This is a genomic window from uncultured Stenotrophomonas sp., from assembly GCF_963519125.1.
Classification (GTDB): Bacteria; Pseudomonadota; Gammaproteobacteria; order Xanthomonadales; family Xanthomonadaceae; genus Stenotrophomonas.
This window is the reverse complement of sequence record NZ_CAUQLJ010000002.1, coordinates 226275-248750: the sequence shown is the minus strand read 5'-3', so window position 1 is coordinate 248750 and position 22476 is coordinate 226275. Positions and strand designations below refer to the sequence as shown.

Here is a 22476-nt window from a genome sequence, read left to right as displayed (position 1 = left end):
ACCGACATAGCGTCCATCCCTGACGCTCTATCCGACGTCTACGGATGGCTGGTGACGGACTACAAAGTGGGTGAGTCGCCAGAGGCTGCGGGTCCAACCTTAGCTCCACTCGAATAGGCGACCTCATCCTGCGCGACGCGGGTGGGGAAGGACAAGGACGAAACAGGGGGTTAGATGAGCATTGTTGCGTATCGCGGCGGGAAGCAAATCACGGACGAACTGGAGTTGCAGGCTTATCTCGCATCTCTTTTGCGACTGGAGAACGTGGGTCTGTTGTTGGGGGCTGGGGCATCGTGCTCCGCTGGTGGGCAAACGATGAGGACTTTGTGGACTAGCTTCCTGGCAAGAAATTCGACCAAGGCAGATTGGCTTTTTGCCCAGAAGTTCATCACGGAGGACGAAAAGAGATTGCCGCTGCCTCCTCCTCCGCTCCCGCCGGGCGCTGTGCCGATCCCGCCCAACCCGTTTATCCCGGTCCCCACTGCAAGCCTGCCAAACTTTGAAGTCCTCTTAGACAGGCTTGAAATCGCAATCTTGGAATGGGAGCGGCAGCTCAGTCCGCAGCTCGCTGAAGCGCAAGAGGTCAGGACGGCTCTCTTCAGATCAGTCGTATCGGCAGCGACGCTAAAGGAAGAGTGGTGGGAGTCGCCCTTGGGAGCCGACTTGGCTGACGAGCTCCGTGCCCACCGCTCTATCCTCCAGAAAATCACTGCCGCACGACAGCCCGGCCAGCCCGCGCCATGGGTATTCACCACCAACTATGACTTAGCAATCGAGTGGGCAGCGGAGTCGGTTGACCTTCAGATCATCAACGGCTTCTTGGGCGTGCATAGCCGCCGCTTCTCACCCCAGAGCTTCGACCTCGGGTTCCGCAACGCCCAGGCCAAGGGAGAAGCTCGTTTCGGCGTCTACAACATCTACCTAGCCAAGCTCCACGGCTCGCTGACTTGGAAAGAGGTTGACCACAACTTGTATGAGGTGCCGGCGTCTGAGGCTTGGCGCGATATTGATGAGTTCTTGACCGGCTTCACTGACAAGCTGAGCTACTTAGTCCTTCCGCGTGCAGCCAAGTATCTTCAGACCGTTGGATATGTCATGGGCGAACTGCTGCGGCGATTCGCGGAGTTCATGGCACGCCCGCAGACTGCGCTCATCATCAATGGCTACGGCTTCGGCGATGAGCACATCAACCGCCTCATTCGCTCCGCGTTGCTCAATCCCACGCTCCAGGTGGTTGTGTATCTCCCAGAGTTCAAAGGAGACCCTGCGAGGGCGGAGCTCCCACAGACCGTGCGGAGACTGCTGGCCCTGCAAACCCCTCGACTGACTATCGTAGGTGGCGGCGCCAGGGCCTATACCAGCGCATTGGCAGCCGATCTCCCTGACCCGACGGTCTATGACCAGGAGCTGGCAGATCTGCGCAGGCGACTGATGGCTGAGAAGCCCGACGCGCCAGAGGAAGGTTTCGCATGAGAAGCCGTCAAGCCGTAGGCTACGTTGTCCAAATCGATGGCGTGGACATCACGCTGAACCTGATGGATGTCCATAGGGGGCAGTTGGCTGCTCACGTGCATGGCGTCTCGGTCGTCACTGAAGTCGGCAGCCTCCTGGGGATTGAATCCGGCGGGCGCCTGCTGGTTATGAAGGTTCAATCCCTGTCGTTTGCAGAGCCCAAAGAGGTTCACCGAGTCGGACTTTCGGGGACTTCGGTGTCCTCCGAGCCCTTGCGTCACCTTACGGGCTTGGTGGTCGGTCGACTGCGCCGCGATTCTGGACGACTAACGTTCGTGTCGGATTCGCTTTCCTCGCCGGCACTCGGTGCTGAGGCCTTCCCGCTCACCGACGACGAGCTCTCATCGATCTTGGGGGGCGACGCAGCCACGCCTGCGGACATCCACTTAGGGGATGACCTCCGAGGTGGCGGCCGTCTGACCATTGATCTACAGAATTTAGTGTCTAGGCATGTGGCGGTGCTCGGCAGCTCAGGGCAAGGCAAGAGCTGCTTTACGGCTGCGGTGCTCCAGCAGATCGCGAAGATGCCTAAGGCGCGCGTCGTCATCTTCGATATCAACGGTGAATACGAAGACGCCTTCCCCGCCAGCAGCTACCCTCCGAATGCCATCAAGGTCACTCGGATCGGTGGGTCGGATTCGGACAGCTACCGCATCCCCTACTACGCATTGGGTCGCCTTGGCCTGCAACGTCTTTTGTTGCCAAGTGACAAGACTCAACGGCCCGCCCTGACCTTTGCCTTAGACCATTTGAACAAGATTAAGTGGTTTGCGTCTTCTAAGGGTGCAGGCCTAGAGAGCGACACACAGGCTTCGCTCTTTGATGACTGCAGAGGCGACAGGGTGTTGGATGCTCAAGCCATTATTCAATGCCTAAGAACAGGAACGGCTCCCGTCGCCTCAGCATGGCCGCCCATGCAGGCGATGGGGCCGCTGATAGCAGATAGCCACGCCATTTCGCCAAGCAACAAAGGATTGGAGCGCAATGCCTGGAACTACGGCAACATCTCTCCCCTCATTACACGCATTGCCCGCTTCACTGACGATGAGATGTTTAAAGATGTCGTTGACGTGGCGGGAGGCGCGGGCTGCGGCGGCCCACTCAGCTGGCGCAACGAGTCAAAGGCGGTCGTGGAAAGACTATTTGGCGGTGATGAGGTCGACTGGCGGGTGCACATCGTTGACCTCCGCCGTGTATCTCATGACCTGACCCCCTTTGTCCTGGGTGCTGTTTTGGAGCTCTATGCATTTGAGCTCTTTAGTCGTGGCCAAGAGAACAAACGAGAGACCCTGTTGGTGCTGGAGGAGGCGCACCACTACCTACGCCAGATGGGAACCGGCGACGAGGCCGTGAACAACGCCTTGGCATATGAGCGCCTAGCCAAAGAGGGGCGCAAGTTCGGGCTGGCGCTCTGGTTGAGCACCCAGCGCCCCTCGGAGATCTCTCCAACCGTGCTTTCGCAGTGCAACACCTGGGTGTCCTTCCGGCTGTCGTCGGAGAAGGACCTTTCGGCCATTCAGTCTGCCAGTGAGTGGGCGGACAAACGGGAGGTCCGGCGCATCGCCGGTCTAGCCCGTCAGAATGCCTTGGCCTTTGGTGGCAGCCTACAGTTGGCTACCCTGATCCGGGCTCCGACTGCGGACCCGCTGCCTCGTTCGGAGGACGGGCGGTTCAACCAATGGGCTGATAGTCTCGACGACGGGCTCGACGTAAACGAATTCTTGTAGGGTGGCTAGGTCCAAGTAGCAGTAAGCATCAGAGGCAAGGCAACGTGGATCATTTCGAAGGGGTAGTTCTAGACTTCCTGCGGGCTGACCGCAGGCTTTTCGTCAATCCTCAGTGCTGCATTCAGTTGAATCCGGGCAGTAATCCGGACACCAGCGGGCCCCACTGGTATTGCGACGCGGTCGCTGTGAACGTCCGGGACCGGGCTGCCTACCTATGCGAAATCTCCTATGCGGCCCGCCTACCAACCCTCCTGAATCGGTTGAGGAGCTGGGACGAACACTGGGAACGCCTGCGGACAGCCCTAGCCAGGGATTGCGGTATCCCAGCCGATTGGACGGTTCGGCCGTGGCTGTTCGTGCCTAACGATCGCTTAGAGCGCTTGCGTTTGGGCACTGCTGCGCTATCACTGATGCCAGATCCGCGGATAACAGCCCTGGAGGAGGTCCTCCCTTGGCGCTACCGATCTTGGGACCGTGGAGACTACCTGGATTCTGGCCGTGACTGACTTCAATCTCCAAGCGCCTAGCTTTGCTTTGCTCCAGGCTCCCATGGTCTGTTGGAAGTGTGGCTTAGAGACCGTGGTCACTGCGATCTGGGTTCCTCGCCTCAAAGAGCTCGATGAGGAGGGCGAACTGGAGGTTGCTGATGCTGCTGTTCTTCAATACGTCGAATCTCTGGATCCTGCCGTTGCGGCGGTCATCGTCCAAGACGCGCCGCTCATGCGTGTCGGACAGTCGCAGACGGCCGGCGTCAAGTATTGGGCTAACCATTGTTCCCACTGCGATGCTCTCCAGGGCGACCACCACGTGATGGGGGTCGATGGCCCCTTCTTTCTCCAGTCTCGAGATGAGCTGTCGTCGCTGACGGTCCACCCAGCGGGCATGGGCCTTAGGGCCGCTGCCGGTTACTCGGAATCGGGCTGGATGAGCTGGGTCTCTAGACTGTTGGGAGACAGCCCGTGAAATCTTGGCATTGGGCTTTTGCGCCAATCGTTGACTTTGCATCTGTGCGATTGTTTCTCGTCACTGAGGAGTAAAGACGATGACGGAGTTCCCGAAAGGACCCTTTGACGTTGTTGACGATTTGTTCGGAACTTATCGAGGCTGGACCGAGGAGTTGAAGAGGGCGACTGAACCTGCGCTGCGGGTCCAGAGACAACTCCACGATCACCTGGAGCGTTTTCGAACTGAATTCAACGCCTGGTCTGAGAACCCGGCGACGAAGGAGATGGTCGAGACCCTGCGCAAGACTCTCATTTTGGTGGCGGAGTTCCCAGGTCGGTTCCAGACACAGCTGTTGAGGCTAGCTCAGCATGGTTGGTATATCGATCCTGAGATGCCGCTGACAGGCATTCGCTCGCTCAATGATGCGTTCGAGGGTGGAGCGGCTGACCAAGCTAGTGCGGAGCTTGAGAGCTATTTTCGGCAGAACCTCGATGTGATCGAGGAGAGACTTCTGAGCCGGCACCCGAAGAGGGCACATGTTCTAGCGGCCGCGTTCAACGCGCACCGTTTGGGGAACTACCTGTTGAGTATTCCAGTGATGCTCAGTCAGGCCGATGGAATTTCCCATGATGAGCGGGGGCGGCAGCTGTATAGCACCCGACAGACTAAGGGGATCGGAGGGCTTATCGACGGCCTAGAGACCAGCGATTTGAATCGCCACCTTTGGGAGGTGTTTCGCACCCAGTCCCCCCTTTCTTCGGCAATCGACACCCTGCCGGCGGACTTCTCGGGTCTAAACCGGCACAAAGTGCTTCATGGCATGGACTACAGCTATGGCTCGGAAACGAACGCTCTGCGGGCGGTTTCCTTGTTGAACTTTGCGAGCTTTGCCTTGGCGGACAGAGGAGGCACCTTAGAAGGCGGAAACTGAGCCAGGCTAGGCTTCTTCTGCGGTAAAGTAGGCGCGTCCTTGATCCACTTGACAAGCGTAAATGTTTCATGGAACATAGCTGTTCGCCCCATGTGCGCCGGTTCTACAAGCTATGTAGGAGTAGGCGCTTCACGAGAACCTCTCTACAGCTTCCAAGGTTGCGAGCGAGATGAGGTTGGCTTGTTGGCTGAATACTTTGCGCGGCGCTGCTAAATGCTCGTCTACCTCAGTATGGCTACCAAGGACCATGAGGCATGTTGAGAGGAAAGACTCTCAGTGGCGAGCATCCTGTATGGCTTTGGCCGGCGCAAGCCGGCCAACTGCTTTTTAGCGGACCGCATCATTGGGCGCAATGTTCAAATGAGATTTCTTTGCGGTCATCCAGTCGCGTGGGAGGTGGCAGTTGTGAAGTTCAGCAGAGAGCTTCGACTGGCTTAGTCGTGTGCAGTCGTAATGAAAATGCGGATCATATGTCACGCCTAAGCGCTTAAAGGCTGCAATCACACAATCGTCCGGATGGCCTTCTGTTTCGGGGTGGGCGGATCCGTGGCGATCATTTCCAGGCGCTCGGAACCTAATACCTGCATTGTTTGTAAAGACAGTCTGCGGCGGCTTTCTGGTCCAGTCGAGGGTAGGCGGAAACCTGCGCTCAAAATCCGCAACCAGCTCGCGAATCGTAGCGGTAGGGTCGATGGCGTCTAGAATGCCATTACTGACGTTGGATAGTAGGTTTGAGATTTCATTAGCCTCGAAGTTCTGCAGGGGTAACAGAAGGGGGGTCTTGTTTGAGCGTTCGGTGAACTCTTTGCGTAGGTGGGGCAGCGCTCGCTTAACTTTCTTTGTTGATTCGACAAGAGCTGTTACTAGGTCTTGTCTATTTTGCTCGCGCTCAGTTACTGAGCCGTATTGAAAGGTCCATGCGGCTCCTGTTGCGAAAAAGTTTGGGAAAAGGCCGTCTCTCAGGATGGTCGAATTAATCGTGTCGTTCTCAATATATATAACTGAGTAAGAATATTCTGACTGTTTAGCCTTGTCTTTCCTTATCCGGTCGGCGAAAAACTGCATGATGGCTTTCGCGTCTTTAGCTAGATACTGGTGTTGATTATTCTTGAGCCCTCGACCGTAGAACTCCGTGTCGGAGCCTGTGATGGTTCTTGCTCTGCGCTGTATGAAATCAAAGTCTGCGTGCGGAATCCCCGTATAGCAAATGATATGCTTCATGCATTGGAGTCTCTCAGGGTTGCGACAACATCAAGCGGAAGCTGAACCCGGCTGAGCTGATCTTGCGAGAGAGACTTGATCATCAAGTTTAGGACTGACTCTACCTTGCTGTGGTTTTGGCGCTCGAGAATTCGCATGATTTCCAAGCCTTGGGACTCAGACCAGCGCTGGATGCTGGCCCACACTTCAGACGCATGTTGACCTGCCGTAAGTGATCCTCTTGGTATCACATACTGACCTTCTATGAGGAGGTTGGCTTCATCAATGCTGTCCTGTTCTTTCCTATCCATAAATCTGAAGGGGGAGAGTGTGACCTCTCTTCGCCGGTTTGATGATATTTCCTTGGTGAAGGCATGCCAAACGGGCGATGGCATCCGAGGAATTATCGTTTTGGGTTTCGTATCCGCATCTGTAGCATTGTTTTTAGCCGGATCTTCCTCCTTCCCTTTCGGATAGACTTCCCAGGTTAACAGGACGCCAGGTCGTTCTCGGATAGCATATTTGTCATCAAACGCCTGTTTTATCAGCTCCCCCATTTTTCGACCCTTCAGAATCGCCTTGACATCTTCGCCCCGTGCGCTCAGTTGATGGCCTACGTTCGCCAAGGCTATTGGCTTTTTAAAGGTTGCCCAGTGCGAGTCGATTATGTTGGAGATAGCCTCAGCTTCGTGCGGCTCTAATGCATTTGTCATGATGAGTTCTCGTTACAGGTGGTTCGTATGGGCGACTTTAGGATATCCAATGTTCGACCAGGTTTGACATGTCAGTGGAAAGCTCTTGCTCACCTCTCCATGCGGACGAAGCGGGGTGAACCAGCTGCGCACAGGCGAATGATGCCCGCTCTCGGACCAAAAGCAAGAGCGCACTTAGGCATCCTGACGGATGCGTGCGCCAAGGGCTGCGCCCCTGGAACCCCAAGCCTCTGCGAGGCTTGCCAAAAGCAGAAGCTGGTCCATAAAGACTCCTGTTTCCTAGGAGTTTTCATGGCCATCTACCACACCGCAGTTAAAACCTTTAGCCGAGCCAAGGGGCAATCGGCCGTCGCCGCAGCCGCCTACCGGGGCGGGCTTCTGCTTGCCGACCTCATCACCGGGCAGCAGCACGACTACCGCCGCAGGAGCGGCGTCGTTGAGACGTTCTGCCTCGCGCCCCCTGACGCCCCCGACTGGGCGCTGGTGCCCGGCGAACTCTGGGCGGTCGCGGAGGCCGCCGAGCGTCGCAAGGACTCGACGGTGGCGCGTGAGTTCGAGCTCTCGCTGCCTCATGAGCTCTCCGACGAGCAGCGGGCGCACCTCGCGTTCGCCATCGCTGAAGCATTGGTCGACCGATACCAATTCGCGGTCCAGGCGAGCATCCACTCTCCGGGCACCCCAGACGGGCTCAACCACCACGTTCACGTCCTTGCCAGCACGAGGCGCATTGGACCTGAGGGCTTTGGCGAGAAAACGAGGGAGCTAGATGGCGGGGCCTCGGGGAAGTCCCAGGTCCAGTGGGTCAGGGAAATGATCGCTGAGACCACGAACGCTCACCTAGAGGCCGCGGGCCTGGCTGTGACCATCGACCATCGTAGCTTGGCCGAACAAGCCCGATCGGCCGCCGACCGAGGGGATGAGCTCCAAGCCGCCGCCCTCACCAGGGAACCCACCAAGCACCTGGGCAAGTCGGCCACAGCGCTGGCACGCAAAGGTCAGGAGAGCCGCCTTGCTCTCGAAAACGAGACCATCGAAGCGAGCAACCAAGAGCAGCTGGATATGCTGTCCCATCAGGCAGGGCGAGATACGAGCCCGCTAGCCAGCCAGACGACCGGTCGCGAGTGGGGCTCCAGGGCGTCGGTGCCCCACTTGGCGCCGGGCCTGGAAATCCGGGGCGTCTCAGGGATTCGTCTCGCCCAAGTCATCGGCCGGCACCGGGAGGGCACTGAAGCAGAAGAGCCGATCAGTCTTACCGAGCGCATTACGCAGGCATTGCGGGATCTTCAGGACATCGCCCGCGTCAGGGCGGATCTCTCCTTGCACCGGATCCGAGCCGGCTTGGAGTGGGCTCGGGACGCACTGGCTGATGTAGGGGAAACCGTGGCCATCCGCCAGTGGTTAACAAAAGCAGTGCTTCAGGTTCGAGCCCTGAGAAACGCCGTCATTGGACGATCCATGCGCCTGCTGGCGTTGGGACGCGCACAGCGGTTGCATCACATCGCCCAGCAGGAGTGGGAGCGATTCAACTCCGATTACCCACTCGGCTCTGCTTGCTACTCTCGCCCAGAGTGGATAAGGCGCCGGGAGCGCCGCCTGTCCGTCCTAGAGCAACGGACCAAAGAGCTTGAAAAAGCGAGGCTTCGTGGATCAGATGGGGCTCTGGCAGAGGTGGATGCCGACGTTGTCCGCCGTGCCTCCGAGCTAGAGAGCTTGGCCTCACCGGGCGAACTACTACCACAGCAGCAGGAACTGACTCACATCGAAGAGCAGCAGGTGCTGCCGACCGCGAAGCCAAAGCCCCCAGCCTTGCACTGAAAGAAAGAGCCCCGCTTGAGCGGGGCTTTGTCTTTTAGCGGGGAGACAGTCCAGGGAAGGGCTGCCGAGCGGCCTGAGGAGTTGGGGCGGGGGGAAGTCCGCGAGATTTACGCCATTCTTCTTGAGAGGGAAACGTTGGTGGGACTTGGGCTCGGTCCACCGCAGCAGCGCGTGGGGCCGAGCGGCTCCCGCTACTGGGAACATAAGCGTGCTGCACCTGCCCAGCGGGAGAGGCGGCGAAGCGACGCATCAGCAGGGCTGCAGCATCGAGCGCGTGTTGAATATCGGCTTCCCGGTCAGCGATGTCGCGCGTCCCACTCTGCGCCATCAGAGCGGGAAGGAGGCGACTGGCGATTCGAAGTTCTACGTTGGCGGGCATTGAGGGTCCATGTGTGGAAGGTCCCCACATCGAAGCAGCGATGTCGAAATCCGCAAGGGAGGGAATCTGCGCTGGTTCACAAATATCGAAGTTGCCTTCCAACGCCTAGGCTTGGCCCAACCCTGTGCGCGATCATCTCTTGCGAAAGGGTGGGCAGTCCTGGAAAAGCGTAATCAAATGCCGGTGCGCTGCTTGTTAACCCGCAATGCGGGCGTCCAAGCCAGCGTGCTCTCTGAGCAAGTAGAGCAGCCCGCCCCCATCAATAAGCTCGATGGGCTTGTCCTTGGCAAAGTCAAACGCAGCCGTGCCATAGCCACTCGTGCAGACCAAGATGCCCTTGCTTGCACCCTCGTTAAGCATCGTTCCGTAGAGATCTCGGACCGCGCTCACGCCGACTGTGTCCTTGTAGCGTTTCGCTTGGATAACCACCTTGCCCCCCAACACAGGTCGAGTGTCGAAGGCCACGGCATCCACACCCCCGTCTCGGGAGCTACGGGTCAACTTGGTATCAAGTCCCATCTTGCTAAAAAGATTGGACACTAGCGCTTCAAACTCGCCTGGAGTCAAGTCCAGTAGGTTCGGGCGGGATTCCAATCCAGACAGCACATCCGACTGTGCGATGAAGCGCTTGTCGACCATGTTGAACTCGACGATTGGCTTGATGGCTTGCAACTCGTCAGGCCTATTCGAGACCTGGGCGCCAAGGTTGCGAAGGCAGGCGACCTTCTCAACGCGCTCGAGCCGCAGTTGCAGGAAGGCGGCCTTGGTCGCGCGGACCGACACCACGGGAACGCGGACCTCTTGCCCTGTGGTGGGGTCGTGCGCATCGACCAGCCCATTGAAAGTCACCAATCCTAAGGCATCCGCTTGGTCGGCTTCGAACGCCTCGTGCAGTGTGCGCAACGTGATCGAGGCGATGATGTCCTGGTAGAGCGCTTTGATGTCGCTCGCCTTACGCGCCTTGGCGTCGATAGCATCCCGGGTCTTGACGTAGCGGTAGTCGGCCTCCGTGGGCACGACCGAAAGCTCGGGAAGGTCGTATTCGATGACCAGTTCCTTCGACGCCTCTGCATACGCGAGCTTGAATCTTTGAGGGAATCCCTCGGTTGGGTATTCCGAGCGTGCCAAAACCATGTCGTTGTAGGCCACGACGGCATCAGGTTCATGGGCTAAGTAGGCGCGTTGGAACTCGTCAATTTCCCCGTTTCGGCGGGCCACATCCGCCTCGTAGAGGGCGCGCGCAGCTTCGTGCTGGGCACGCAGGTCAGCCAGCTTTTGCTTCTTTAGCGTCTCTGCCTGTTGGAACTGGTCCAGGACTTGCTGGTGCGCCTGTTGCGCCGCCGCCATTGCCGCCCCGTGCTTCTTCCCGGCTCCCGGCCAAAAGCGGGCAAGGCCCGTCGGTGGGACGAGCTCGACAGCGGCTGGTGCGAAGCCGGGCACCAACTCCCTCGGCACCTCAAAGGTGGGGTGTGAGGCGGTGTGACGTAGGCCATCGAAACTGATGGCGTCGTTCACCGAAAGGGTATGGCCGAGTAAGCCCTCAAGTTCCTGTAGTCGGTCCCTGAGTTCGGCATTGAGGTCATCGACCTCGGTCTGCCGGTCTTCAAGGTATCCCGCTTTGGCTTGGCGGGCTGCCTCCCTTTCCGTCAACTCGGAGGCGCGAATCTTACGCAGCACCTGGGCTGCGGCCATACGCTCATGGCGCTCCAGCTGCCTTTGCTGCGTCGCCTGCATCCGCTGTTTCCGTTTGGTTTCTCGCTCCGCCGCTGCGGCCGCCCGGCCGGCTGCCCGCAAAAACCCCTCTAAGCCGCTTCGCCGTCCCATACAACCTCCTAGTTACGAGCACTCGAATTGACTAATAGTTCACTCGTTGCCGCTGGGTATTCTCGCTGAATCTAGACGCTCAGAAGGCTCCTCAGGACAGGCAGGTTCAGTCCATACGACAGCACTGACAGACCGGGCGAAACGTCCTTGAGCCCTTGCAGCTTTTCCCGTGCCGTGAAGCTGCGGCTGTAAGTCGCATGGTGCTCGTCGTCCAGTTCATGGCCCACCAGTTGGGCCCGGAGTTCGGAGACCACGCCAGCGCCTTGAAGCTCCTGAATCAGTGTTTTCCTGAGAGAATGGAAGCCCCTTTTTGCCTCCGGCCAGTTGGCCCCGACCTTTTCCAGGTGCCGGCCAAAGGCCTTGGTGATCCAGTTGCCTGCCCCGTTTTTTGCGTTCGCCTTCGCGGCAGGGAAGAGCCTTGGGGCCTTGTCGGCGCGCAGGGTGTCCACCCAATCCAAGAATCCCAGCTCGATGAGGTCCGGATGCACGGGGATCGTGCGCAGGCTGACCTCGGTCTTCACCTTTTGATGTTCGCCCTCGTCAGAAATCCTAATGCAGGGCAGGCCCTCCACCGCGAAAACGTCCTCGACCAGGAGCTGGCCGACCTCTGAGGCCCGGGCACCCGTGTAGAGACCCAGCAGCGAGGCCCAGCGGGCGGACAATGCCAGCTCCTCAAACGCGGCCGGCGCAAACAATGCTTGGATCTGGTGGGCATCGTAGGCCTTGAAGCCAAACTTCTTCCGAGCGCGCTTTTCCCGGGTCGAATAGGTGACGTGGCCGGAAGCCGGGTTGTCGCCCTTGGGGTAGTGGCCGGAGGCCATCGCCCACTCGAAAAACCCGCCCTTGCCCCCGATATAGGACTGTTTATTGGTAAGGGTGGGGGTGGCTGCGCCGCCATCTCGCATGAACTGATACCAGCGGGCTAAGTCGGACCTGGTCAGTGAGTGCAGCTTGCTCTTGTCGCCCAGGAAGGACACCAGCGCCTCGATGGCGGTCTTCTTGATGGTGTAGGTCTTGGGCAGGCAGCCGGGTTGGATGCTGGCCAGCCACCCGTCGCGAGCCTTGCCCAGGGTGATGGTCTCCACGGCAGGCTTGGTTACCCGACGGGCCACCGGCATGGGCGGCACGCCCTCGTGGATCAACTCGCTCAGCGCACTGGGCTGGGAGGCCGAAAGCTCCATCATCTGCCGGTAGAGCGTCACGTCCTCGGGGGTATCGATTTGCCAATGCTCAGTCACCGTCCCGTCGGCTGCCTTGGTCCGGTTCAACGTTAGCTTTTGGAGCGGGTCACCACCGGTCAGGCGATCTAGAAGCGCTCCAATGTCTTCGTCCTTCGTTCCCATGCGTTGTTCCCTCAACACGTCGAAGGCTTGAGCATAACGCGCAGCCAGGCCGAGGGCGCGCAGCTGGGCCACGGCCAGCTCGGACGTGCGAAGGGTGCGTTTGAAGATGCGTCGGCCAATCATGGCCTGAAGATCGGTGGGGACCCGTTGCCGGAACGACCAGAGCCCAGTGGGTGAGCGAACAAGATGGTGTGGGATGCGCATCGTGAGATGTGTCCCGATTTGTGTCCTGCATCCGGTCACCCCAGAAAAGCAAAACCCCCTGAAAAATCAGGGGGTTTGCGTTGTCTGGCGGAGAGAGGGGGATTCGAACCCCCGAAGCGCGGTTTAGACGCTTACACACTTTCCAGGCGTGCTCCTTCAACCACTCGGACACCTCTCCGGATCCCTGTCATCGGCAAACGCCTCAGCAGGGGCGCAGATTCTAGCGGGCTGCGCGGCACTTCACAAGCACCCCAGCCAGGAGCCTGCGAAGGACGTGCCGGAGGCGAGGGGCTGGACAGGCATGGCACAATGGAACATCCGATGGAAAACGGTGGCCTGATGTCCTACCTCGTCCTCGCCCGCAAGTGGCGTCCGAAGCGTTTTGCCGAGCTGGTGGGCCAGGAACACGTGGTCCGTGCGCTCAGCAATGCGCTGGACAGCGGCCGGGTCCACCACGCGTTCCTGTTCACCGGCACCCGCGGCGTGGGCAAGACCACCATCGCGCGCATCTTCGCCAAGTCGCTGAACTGCGAGCAGGGCACCAGCGCCGACCCGTGCGGCCAGTGCCCGGCCTGCCTGGACATCGATTCCGGGCGCTATATCGACCTGCTGGAAATCGACGCCGCGTCCAATACCGGCGTGGACGATGTCCGTGAGGTGATCGAGAACGCCCAGTACATGCCCTCGCGCGGCAAGTACAAGGTCTACCTGATCGACGAAGTGCACATGCTCTCAAAGGCGGCGTTCAATGCGCTGCTGAAGACGCTGGAAGAGCCGCCGGAACACGTGAAGTTCCTGCTGGCCACCACCGACCCGCAGAAGCTGCCGGTGACGGTGCTGTCGCGCTGCCTGCAGTTCAACCTGAAGCGGTTGGATGAGGACCAGATCCAGGGCCAGATGACCCGCATTCTCAGTGCGGAAGAGATCGAATCCGATCCGACCGCGATCGTGCAGCTGGCCAAGGCCGCCGACGGCAGCCTGCGCGACGGCCTGTCGCTGCTCGACCAGGCCATTGCCTATGCCGGTGGCGCGCTGCGTGAGGACGTCGTGCGCACCATGCTGGGCACGGTCGACCGGACCCAGGTGGCGGCGATGCTGGACGCGCTGGCCGACGGCGACGGCGTGCGCCTGCTGCAGGTGGTGGCGGCGCTGGCCGAGTTCTCGCCCGACTGGAGCGGGGTGCTGGAAGCACTGGCCGAGGCCCTGCACCGGATCCAGGTGCAGCAGCTGGTGCCGGGCGCGCAGGCCGACGGCGAAGGCATCGACGCCGCCGCCTTTGCCCAGCGCCTGCGCCCGGAAGTGGTCCAGCTCTGGTACCAGATGGCCCTGGGCGGCCGCCGCGACCTGCACCTGGCGCCGAGCCCGCGCGCGGGCTTTGAAATGGCAGTGCTGCGCATGCTGGCGTTCCGCCCGGCCGCCGCGGTGCCGCCGGTCCCGCGTGATCCGGGTGCCGGTACCGACGCGGGCGCCGGTTCGCGCGGAAGCGAGCAGGGCGGCATCGCCGCTGCGCCGGCTGCCGTGGCGGCACCGATCGCGGTGGATGCACCGGTGGCCGCAGCAGCGCCCGTAGTTGCGCCTGCAGTGGCGGTGGCGCCTGTCGCCCCGGTCGCTGCACCCGCTGAGCCGGAACCGACACCCGCACCGATGGCCGAGCCGGCCGCGGATGACGACCTGCCGCCGTGGCACCAGGCCGGCGCCGACGAGCGCGACGAGGCCCTGGCCGTGGAGCTGGCCAGTCCCGACGCGGCCATGGCTGCGCCGTGGGAAGCGCCGCCGGTGCGACCAGCAGCGCCGGCCCCCGCCGCAGTGCCGGTGCCGCCACAGCGCCCGCAGGGCATCTCCCTGACGCCGGCGTCGACCAGCGCTTCTGCCCCGCAGGGCGGCACGGTCGCCCTGACCTCGGCGGAAACCTGGCTGGAGCTGATCGCCCAGAGCCAGCTGAACGGCCCCTCCCGGCAGTTGGCCGCGCATGCGGCGTTCGTCGGATTCCAGCACGGTGTCTTGAAACTGGCGGTATCGCCCGGATTTGAGTACCTGTGTTCGGACCGTTCGCTGGCGGCGTTGACCGAGGCGCTGTCCGGCCCGCTCGGGACGACCCCGAAGATCGTGATCGAACATGGCAACGCCGAGGCCGAAACGCTGCACCAGCGTTCCGACCGCCAGCGTGGCGAGCGACAGCAGGCGGCCGAGGCCGCCTTCATGGCCGACCCGTCGGTGCAGCTGCTGATCCAGCAGCATGGCGCGCGGGTCGTGACCGATTCCATCCGTCCTTTTGAAGAGTAATACGACATGCGCGGCAACATCGCCCAACTGATGCAGCAGGCCCAGAAGATGCAGGAAAACCTGCAGAAGGCCCAGGAAGAACTCGCCAAGCTGGAAGTCACCGGCACTGCCGGCGGCGGCATGGTCAGCGTGACCCTGACCGGCGCCAAGGAGTGCCGCAAGGTGCGTATCGACCCGTCGATCCTGTCCGATGCGGAAATGACCGAAGACCTGGTGGCGGCCGCGTTCAACGACGCGTCCAACAAGATCGACGCCGAATCCAAGAACCGCATGGGCTCGGCCACCGCCGGCATGCAGCTGCCGCCCGGCATGAAGCTGCCGTTCTAAGCGTGAGCCTGCCCCTGCTCGAACAGCTGATCGAGGCCTTCCGGGTCCTGCCGGGGGTCGGCCAGAAGACCGCCCAGCGCATGGCCTACCACGTGCTCGAACGCGAGCGCGCCGGTGGCCAGAAGCTGGCCGAGGTGCTGGCCAAGGCGATCGAACGCATTGGCCACTGCGCGCAGTGCCGCGACTTCAGCGAAACCGAGGTCTGCGCGGTGTGCGCCAACGGCAGCCGCGAACGCCAGCAGCTGTGCGCGGTCGAGTCGCCAGCCGACCGCCTGGCGATTGAAACCGCCACCGGCTTCCGCGGCGTCTACTTCGTGCTGCAGGGACGCTTGTCGCCGCTGGACGGCGTCGGCCCGCGCGAACTCGGGCTGGACCAGCTGGAAGCGCGGCTGGGGCAGGGCGAGGTGCAGGAACTGATCATCGCCACCAGCGCCACCGTGGAAGGCGAAGCGACCGCGCACTACCTGGCGCAGCTGGCCCGGGCGCACAAGGTGCGGCCGAGCCGGCTGGCACAGGGCCTGCCGCTGGGCGGCGAGCTGGAGTATGTGGATCGCGGCACGTTGTCGCATGCATTCGGTAGCCGTACCGAAGTCGAATGACGAGGTAATTCATGAGCCAGGACACCCTGTTCGGAAAAATCATCCGCCGCGAGATTCCGGCCAATATCGTCTACGAAGACGAAGAGGTGCTGGGGTTCAAGGACATCGCGCCGCAGGCGCCCGTGCACGTGCTGTTCATTCCGAAGAATGAAGCCATCCCCACGCTGGATGACGTGCAGCCTTCGCAGGCGCACCTGATCGGCAAGCTGGCGATGGCCGCAGCCGAATATGCCCGCCGTGAAGGGTTCGCACAGGACGGCTACCGCATCGTGATGAACTGCCGCGAGCATGCCGGGCAGACGGTGTTCCATATCCACCTGCATCTATTGGCAGGCGCGCAGCTGGGCCACTTCGGAACCTGAAAAAAAACGCCGCTGGAAAGCGGCGTTTTTTTCTGAATCGTTTACCACCAGCCCCAGCCGCGGTAGCCCCAGCCCGGACCCCAACCCGGGCCCCACGGGCCATACGGGTAGACCGGCACCACATCGACCTGGCGCTGTTCCGGCCACAGGTAGATCACGTCCGCTTCCAGCTTCGGCAGGCGGTATTCGTAGTCGCCGATGCGGGTGTTTTCGTAGCCGGCGATCTTGCCGATGAAGGTCACGTCACGCCCTTCCTCGAACACGGCCGGGTCGTAGAAGCCGGCGCGGCAGGCCACGAAGCGACCGTCGCTGGCGTCATTGGAGGTGGTGTTGGGGCGGCCACTGCCGTTGAGCGGGCGCGACAGCAGCTGGAAGCAGGTCTGTCCTTGCCCCGGGGTGGTTTCAATGATGCGGCCGCCCCAGCGCACCGGCGTGCCGACCTGCTGGGTGGCGACCGAATCGCGCGGGCTGACCACGCTGAACTGTCCCTGCAGCGGTTTGGGGGCCGTGGCACAGGCGGCCAGCGCCAGCGACGCGGCAAGGGGAAGCAGGATCTTGGCGTTCATGATGTTGCTCCAGTGGACGGGCGATGCCTGTGCAGGTCACGCACGAGAGAAGGGTCGAGCTTTGCGCCAGCGTAGCGCGCCTGAACGAAACGCTGGCTGAGCGAAATCAGCGCCGGGTCGGGGCGCTGCCGGTGGACGCGCTGCGCCCAGTCCGTGGCGGTTTCTGCAGGTTCCCTGGCCAGGTCATGCCGCGCGTAACGCCGTCCCAGCCGGTGCCAGGCCCGCAACAGCGGATCGCGCTCGCGTTCCCCGCGGGCCAGCAGCCATGCCATCCAGCCTAGCGCAGCGCCTGCGAAGGCAATGAAAATGCCGATCAGCTGCGCGGGCTGCAGTGTGTCGATGCCCAGCGGGCGCAGCAGCTGCTGCTGGCGGGTGGCGTCGAACGACAGCACCAGGTCGTTCCAGCCCCGACGGAGGAAGTCTCCCACCTGTCCCAGCTGCAGCCAGCGTCCTTCCAGTGTGGTGTCAGCGCCTGCGCCGAGGCGGTCTTCCAGGGTGTCGTAGATGCGTTCGGGCGCCACTGCGGCGGTAGGGTCCACCCGCACCCAACCGCGTTGCGGCAGCCACACTTCCGCCCAGGCGTGCGCATCCATCCGGCGCACCACGAAGTAGTCGCCATACGGGTTGCGCTGGCCGCCGGCGAAGCCGGTCACCACCCGCGACGGAATGCCGGCATTGCGCATCAGCACCACGAACGACGAACTGAAGTGCTGGCAGTAGCCGGCCTGCTGGTCGAACAGGAACTCATCCACGCTGTCCCTTCCCGCCGCCTCGGTGGACAGGGTGTAGGCGAAGGTCGAACGCACCCATTCCAACGCGCGCGACACGATGGCGGCATCGTTGTCGCCCGCCTCCTGGCGCCATTGCCGGGCCAGCGCCGCCGTGCGCGGATTGAAGCCCGGCGGCAGCTGCAATGCGACCTGGCGCTGGAACGCGGTGAGCGGCTCGATGTAGCGGGCTGCCGGTGCCGACTGCAGGCGCCAGCGGGTCAGCGACGACAGGCTCTGTGTGCTGCGCAGGCTGTAGTCGGCGCCCAGCGTGGCACCCGCTGGCGCATGCAGTGGCAGATCCAATGCCACGAGTTGGCGTCGATCAGTGGGTTCGTAGTCGATCTGGTACTCCCACTGCGGCGCCGCGCGGGTCACCGGCGCGGGTGGGCGGCGGTCGCTGTACGGATCGCGTTCCCAGCGGCGGCCGTCGAAGTGGGTCATCACCGGGCCGCGCCAATAGCGCTGTTCCGGGCTCGGTACGGCGCCGAAGAATGTCACCCGCAAGGCGGGCGCATCGTCGGCCATCAGGTCCAGCCACTCGGACGGGTCCATGCGGTCGGACAGGCCGGGCTTACCGACCGCTCGATCTGGCAGGCCCCACAGCGGTTCGCTCAGGCGCGGGAACAGCCAGAACGCGGCGAACGCCAGCGGCAGGCCCAGCGCGAGCAGCCTGCCGACGCCGCGCAGTTGGCCAGGGAGCGGCGCGTTGGGTGCGCCACCTTCGGCGCGCGCCAGTCGCTGCAGGGTCAGCAGGGTGGCCAAAGCGGCCAGCATTGCCAGGCCCATCGTCAACGGGCCCTGGTCCAGCAGGAATGCTGCGAACGGTGCGAACAGGGCGAAGCCGAGCAGGCTGCGTGCGTCGCGCAGGCTGCGCAGCTCACTGGATTTGAGCGCCAGCATCGCCGCAAGCAACGCGCAGCCGGTATCGCGGCCAGGACGCGCGCCGAGCTGCCAGTACACCGCCGCCAACATGCCCAGGACCAGCAGGACGCGCACGGGCGCCGGCAGTACCCGTTGCCCCGAGGCCAATGCCGTGATCACCGCGACCACGGCGAACACGCCGGCCAGCAGTGGCGGCAACTGCAGCAGCAGCGGGAGCAGTGCCAGCGCGCCGCTGGCCAGGGTCCAGCGTCGGGCGGCGGGCGCGAGCAGGGAAGCGGGAAGGTCAGCCATGGGGCATCAGCGCCAGGGCGCGTTGGCAGAGGTGGTGGTGGCTGCTGCCCTGGCCCGGGCCCAGTTCCGGCTGGCCCGGCAGCTTGAGGGTGTAGCGGCGTCCTTCGCGTTCGGCCAGGTCGACCCAGCGTGCCAGCCGTGCAATGCGGGCCTCGCCGGGCAGCGGCGCCAGCTGGCGCCAGTCGAGCAGGATGTCCACGCCCACCGGCTTTTCATATTCGCGGACCAGCAGGGTGTCGCGCCGTGCCGAATGCTTCCAGGCAATGCTGCGCGGCGCATCGCCAGCGCGGTAGGGACGAAGCTGGTGCAGTTCGTCGCCGCTGGCATGCACGCGCGTATGCAGGGGATCGCCATCGCCGGTGGGCAAGGGCGGTGCCTGCGTTTCAGGCGCGGCATAGACCAGCAGCGGCGCATCCGGCCAGACCCACGACCACGCACGCACCAGGCCCAGCGGCTGCGTGGTCGACAGACGGATGCGCTCCAGGTCCAGCCAGCCGCGTCGTTGCGTGGGCAGCGGCAGGTCGACCTCGATCTGGTCGGTGTCCACCAGGTGTCCGTAAGCGACCGCATCGCCCAGCGACACCACCAGGCCACGGCGCGCCCGGGTGTCGGCGCGCGACAGGTTGATGCGCAGTCGCATCGTCGTGCCAGCCACGACCGGTTCGGCCGACACCGCGACGACCTTCAGGCCGGACAGCTGCAGGTGTGCACTGAACGTACTGGCGATCGCTACTGCGGCCAGCAGCAGGGCCAGCAGCAGGGCGGGGTTGTTGTTGTAGTTCAACGCACCAAGCAGCATCGCGCCCAGCAGCACGGTGACGAACAGGCCGAAGCGCGTGGGCAGCACGTAGATGCGCCGCCGCCCCAGCCGCTGCGGCAGGCTCTCGGGCAGTTTCGGCCGCGTGAACCGCCGGTTGGCGGCCGACATCGCCTCGTTCAAGCGGTCTCCCCAGCCGCTGCGCACTCAGTCCACCGCGACCGTCTGCAGGATGGCGCGGGTCAGTGCCGGCCCGCCGCTGGCTTCTGCTTCAGGCACCAGGCGATGACCGGCCACGGCGACAAACAGGGTCTGCACGTCTTCGGGCACCACGTGGCCACGCCCCAACAGAAGTGCATGCGCCTTGGCCGCGCGCAGCAGCGACAGTCCTGCGCGTGGCGACAGGCCCACGCGTACACCGGCATGCTGGCGGCTGCGTGCCAGCAGCGACTGCACATACTGGATGAGCGCTTCGCTGGCATGCACCTGGTTCACCGCGTCGCGCAATGCGCGTACTTGGTTGTCGTCCAGGCAGGCCGTCGCCTGCGCGATCAGGTGGCGGCGATCGGTGCCGCGCAGCAGTTCGCGTTCGGATTCCGGATTGGGATACCCCAGCGCCAGCCGCAGCAGGAAGCGGTCCAGCTGCGAGTCGGGCAGCGGGAAGGTACCCGACAGGTCCACCGGGTTCTGCGTGGCGATCACGAAGAACGGATCGGGCAGCGGGTGGGTCACGCCGTCCAGGGTGACCTGTTGTTCGGCCATGGCTTCCAGCAGCGCGCTCTGCGTACGCGGCGGTGCGCGGTTGATTTCATCGGCCAGCAGCACATGGGTGAAGACCGGACCGGGGTGGAACTGGAACTGGCGTGTGGTGGCCTCGTAAACCGAGACGCCGAGCACATCTGCGGGCAGCAGGTCCGAGGTGAACTGCACGCGCTGGAAGCCGAGTCCCAGGCTGGAGGCCAGCGCGTGGGCGAGGGTGGTCTTGCCCAGGCCAGGCAGGTCTTCGATCAGCAGGTGGCCGCCGGAGAGCAGCGCAACGAACGCCAGCCGGACTTCCTGGGCCTTGCCCAGCACCAGTCCATTGACCTGGTCCTGGGCATTGCGCAAAGCCTGTCGCAGTTCTTCGGGTAGCATGGCGGGCACGCGGGGCGAATTTTCCATGTCCGTCTCGTGTCGATGATTCTTTCGATTCTATAGAGCAATGCAGGGCGAACAACGCGCACGCACAATTTTTCTGGTGTTATGGACGCTCATCACGGCTGTGAAGCTGGTGGTGGCTGCGCGTCTGCCCTTGTTCGTGGACGAAGCATTCTATTGGCAGGAAGGTCAGCACCTGGCGATGGCCTATTCGGACCTGCCCGGGCTGACCGCCTGGCTGGCGCGACTGGGCGTGGAGCTGGGCGGCAACCATGTGCTGGCGCTGCGACTGCCGTTCCTGGCGATCGGCGCGATGCTGCCGTGGCTGGTCTCACGCATCGCCACGCGCTGGTTCGGTGCTGTCGCCGGCTGGCAGGCCGGCAGCCTGACCGTGTTGATGCCGCTGTCGGCGACGTTGGGCATGCTGGCGGTACCCGATGTGCCGATGGCACTGGCGGCGGTGCTGTGCCTGGACGCCGGCGCGCGGCTGTTGCGCAACGTGGACGCAGCGGCGGCGGTGAAGCTGTCGCTCGGGTTGGTGATCGGTGCGCTGAGCCATTACCGCTTCATTGGCGTGATCCTTGTCGGCTTCATTGCCTTGATGCTGCTTCCACAGGGGCGACGCACGCTGCGCGATCCGCGCGTGTGGGTGGCGCTGGCGGTGGGGGTGATGGCGTGGCTGCCGCTGGTGGCGTGGAATGCGGACAACCAGGATGCCGGGCTCAAGTTCCAGGTGGTGGATCGCCATCCCTGGGCCTTCCAGTGGAGTGGTCTGTGGTTCCTGGTGATCCAGCCGATGCTGGTCACGCCGATCCTGTGCATCGCGATGTGGAAGGTAGCGCTGGCCGCCACGCGTCCGGGCGGCGGTGCGCGTGACCAGTGGCGGTACTTCGGTCTTGTGGGGGCGGTATCGACGCTGGCGATCTTCGCACTGGGCTTCTTCACCGATGTCGAGCGGATCAGCTTCCACTGGCCGCTGCCGGGCTACCTGGCCCTGCTCGTGGCCGTCCCCGTCGTGCTCAATGGCTGGCCGCGCTGGCTGCGCCGCACCGGCTGGTGGCTGGCCGGTGCCGGGCTGGCACTGGCCTTCGGTTCCTACCTGGTGGCCTCCAGCCCCGACCTGCGCGCGACGCTGGCCGGGAACAAGTTCTACCCGCGCAACTTCGCCGGCTGGGCACCGCTGGCGGACGAGGTGCGCGCCGAGCTGGCCGGCATGCCGGCCGGTACCCGCGTGCTGGCCGGCAACTTCAAGGTCGGCGCGGAACTGGGCTTCCAGCTGCGCGACCCGCGCATCGAAGTGCTGCACCATCCGCTCAACGACAAGCACGGCCGCACCGCACAACTGGGTCTATGGGGCCTGCTGCATGATGGCGAGCGCGATGCACCGATGCTGCTGGTGCTCTCGCCCAGCGACCAGCGCTACCGCGACCTGCTGGAGCGCTACCACGACATCTGCCGGCAGGTCGGTCCGCTGCCGCCGCCGCGCGTGGTCAGCCAGGATCATGGCTACCAGCGCTTCCTGCTGTTCAAGCTGCCGGCCGCGCGCGTCGATGGCCCCTGCGTGACGCCGGCCATGGCCTGGGTGGATGCGCCTGTGCAGGACGAAGTCGTGGGCGACAGCCTTCAGGTGCGTGGCTGGGCCTTCAAGGATGGGGTGGGGCTGTCGCGCGTCGAGCTGCTGATCGACGGCAAACCTGTCGGCGATGCGGTGTACGGGCGAGCCTACGACATCACCGCAGCGTGGAAGATCTCCACCGATCCGCAGCATCCCCATGTAGCCTTCGATGCCACCCTCGACACCCGTCAGCTTGCCCCGGGCCGCCACTGGCTGGGCATGACCCTGTATGGCAGGGATGGCAGCGTGGAGCAGTGGCAGGAACAATCCTTCACCGTACCCGCGCGTTGACCG

Annotated in this window: 19 protein-coding genes and 1 tRNA gene; 11 read left to right on the top strand and 9 right to left on the bottom strand. The window is 63.0% G+C overall.

Annotated features, from left to right (window positions below):
* Window positions 1-174: 174 nt before the first annotated feature.
* The 4 genes from RYM47_RS02610 to RYM47_RS02595 all read left to right on the top strand — a co-directional run bounded on the left by RYM47_RS02610 (window position 175) and on the right by RYM47_RS02595 (window position 5115).
* Window positions 175-1473 carry an SIR2 family anti-phage-associated protein gene (locus RYM47_RS02610; RefSeq protein WP_311183969.1) on the top strand — a complete coding sequence of 433 codons (1299 nt, stop codon included), beginning with the start codon at window positions 175-177 and terminating at the stop codon, window positions 1471-1473.
* Entirely contained in the window at window positions 1470-3239 is a 1770-nt protein-coding gene (gene herA, locus RYM47_RS02605; protein WP_315385893.1) for an anti-phage-associated helicase HerA, read from the top strand. Before RYM47_RS02610 ends, herA begins: the two co-directional genes overlap by 4 nt.
* Before the next feature lie 498 nt (window positions 3240-3737).
* Window positions 3738-4202 (top strand): hypothetical protein, encoded by a 465-nt coding sequence (locus tag RYM47_RS02600; protein ID WP_311183971.1) that lies wholly within the window; start codon window positions 3738-3740, stop codon window positions 4200-4202.
* Between the two features lie 79 nt (window positions 4203-4281).
* Window positions 4282-5115, top strand: a complete 834-nt coding sequence (locus RYM47_RS02595) for a hypothetical protein (protein WP_315385892.1) — start codon at window positions 4282-4284, stop codon at window positions 5113-5115.
* Between the two features lie 327 nt (window positions 5116-5442).
* Here RYM47_RS02595 and RYM47_RS02590 read toward each other — a convergent pair whose 3' ends face one another.
* Together RYM47_RS02590 and RYM47_RS02585 are read right to left on the bottom strand one after the other, a co-directional pair.
* The gene (locus RYM47_RS02590; RefSeq protein WP_311183973.1) at window positions 5443-6336 is read right to left on the bottom strand and encodes a hypothetical protein; all 894 of its coding nucleotides are present in this window, start codon (window positions 6334-6336) and stop codon (window positions 5443-5445) included.
* Window positions 6333-7028: a hypothetical protein gene (locus RYM47_RS02585; protein WP_311183974.1), complete on the bottom strand. Its 696-nt coding sequence runs from the start codon at window positions 7026-7028 to the stop codon at window positions 6333-6335. The genes RYM47_RS02590 and RYM47_RS02585 overlap by 4 nt, the downstream gene beginning before the upstream one ends.
* 291 nt (window positions 7029-7319) lie before the next feature.
* Here RYM47_RS02585 and RYM47_RS02580 point away from each other — a divergent pair, with 291 nt between their 5' ends.
* Together RYM47_RS02580 and RYM47_RS02575 are read left to right on the top strand one after the other, a co-directional pair.
* Window positions 7320-8843 carry a MobA/MobL family protein gene (locus RYM47_RS02580; RefSeq protein ID WP_311183975.1) on the top strand — a complete coding sequence of 508 codons (1524 nt, stop codon included), beginning with the start codon at window positions 7320-7322 and terminating at the stop codon, window positions 8841-8843.
* Between the two features lie 208 nt (window positions 8844-9051).
* A complete protein-coding gene (locus tag RYM47_RS02575; RefSeq protein WP_311183976.1) occupies window positions 9052-9225 on the top strand; it encodes a hypothetical protein in 174 nt (57 codons plus the stop codon).
* A gap of 192 nt (window positions 9226-9417) precedes the next feature.
* On the opposite strand, the gene RYM47_RS02570 is transcribed toward RYM47_RS02575, so the two are convergent.
* From RYM47_RS02570 to RYM47_RS02560, 3 genes are all read right to left on the bottom strand, one after another.
* Entirely contained in the window at window positions 9418-10956 is a 1539-nt protein-coding gene (locus RYM47_RS02570; protein ID WP_315385890.1) for a restriction endonuclease, read from the bottom strand.
* Between the two features lie 161 nt (window positions 10957-11117).
* Window positions 11118-12593 carry a site-specific integrase gene (locus tag RYM47_RS02565; RefSeq protein WP_315385889.1) on the bottom strand — a complete coding sequence of 492 codons (1476 nt, stop codon included), beginning with the start codon at window positions 12591-12593 and terminating at the stop codon, window positions 11118-11120.
* A gap of 85 nt (window positions 12594-12678) precedes the next feature.
* Window positions 12679-12771, bottom strand: a tRNA-Ser gene (locus RYM47_RS02560).
* Window positions 12772-12914: 143 nt separating this feature from the next.
* On the opposite strand from RYM47_RS02560, the gene dnaX reads away from it, so the two are divergent.
* Genes dnaX through RYM47_RS02540 form a run of 4 tightly spaced genes read left to right on the top strand, consistent with a single transcriptional unit; the run spans window position 12915 to window position 16164 of the window.
* Window positions 12915-14876 (top strand): DNA polymerase III subunit gamma/tau, encoded by a 1962-nt coding sequence (dnaX, locus tag RYM47_RS02555; protein WP_315385945.1) that lies wholly within the window; start codon window positions 12915-12917, stop codon window positions 14874-14876.
* A 6-nt stretch (window positions 14877-14882) separates the two neighbouring features.
* Window positions 14883-15203: a YbaB/EbfC family nucleoid-associated protein gene (locus RYM47_RS02550; protein ID WP_068849611.1), complete on the top strand. Its 321-nt coding sequence runs from the start codon at window positions 14883-14885 to the stop codon at window positions 15201-15203.
* A 2-nt stretch (window positions 15204-15205) separates the two neighbouring features.
* Window positions 15206-15802 (top strand): recombination mediator RecR, encoded by a 597-nt coding sequence (recR, locus tag RYM47_RS02545; RefSeq protein WP_102944192.1) that lies wholly within the window; start codon window positions 15206-15208, stop codon window positions 15800-15802.
* An 11-nt stretch (window positions 15803-15813) separates the two neighbouring features.
* A complete protein-coding gene (locus RYM47_RS02540) occupies window positions 15814-16164 on the top strand; it encodes a histidine triad nucleotide-binding protein (protein WP_315385887.1) in 351 nt (116 codons plus the stop codon).
* Between the two features lie 41 nt (window positions 16165-16205).
* Here the strand turns inward: RYM47_RS02540 and RYM47_RS02535 are convergent, their stop codons facing one another.
* The 4 genes from RYM47_RS02535 to RYM47_RS02520 are packed head-to-tail and all read right to left on the bottom strand — an operon-like array spanning window position 16206 to window position 20591.
* Window positions 16206-16730: a Slp family lipoprotein gene (locus tag RYM47_RS02535; protein WP_315385886.1), complete on the bottom strand. Its 525-nt coding sequence runs from the start codon at window positions 16728-16730 to the stop codon at window positions 16206-16208.
* Window positions 16727-18673 carry a DUF3488 and transglutaminase-like domain-containing protein gene (locus tag RYM47_RS02530; RefSeq protein ID WP_315385885.1) on the bottom strand — a complete coding sequence of 649 codons (1947 nt, stop codon included), beginning with the start codon at window positions 18671-18673 and terminating at the stop codon, window positions 16727-16729. Before RYM47_RS02530 ends, RYM47_RS02535 begins: the two co-directional genes overlap by 4 nt.
* Complete coding sequence (locus RYM47_RS02525; protein WP_315385943.1) at window positions 18666-19601, bottom strand: DUF58 domain-containing protein; 936 nt, start codon at window positions 19599-19601, stop codon at window positions 18666-18668. Before RYM47_RS02525 ends, RYM47_RS02530 begins: the two co-directional genes overlap by 8 nt.
* 36 nt (window positions 19602-19637) lie before the next feature.
* Window positions 19638-20591, bottom strand: a complete 954-nt coding sequence (locus RYM47_RS02520) for a MoxR family ATPase (RefSeq protein ID WP_315385884.1) — start codon at window positions 20589-20591, stop codon at window positions 19638-19640.
* 40 nt (window positions 20592-20631) lie between these two features.
* Between RYM47_RS02520 and RYM47_RS02515 the strand changes: the two genes are divergently transcribed.
* The gene (locus tag RYM47_RS02515) at window positions 20632-22473 is read left to right on the top strand and encodes a glycosyltransferase family 39 protein (RefSeq protein WP_315385883.1); all 1842 of its coding nucleotides are present in this window, start codon (window positions 20632-20634) and stop codon (window positions 22471-22473) included.
* Window positions 22474-22476: the final 3 nt, after the last annotated feature.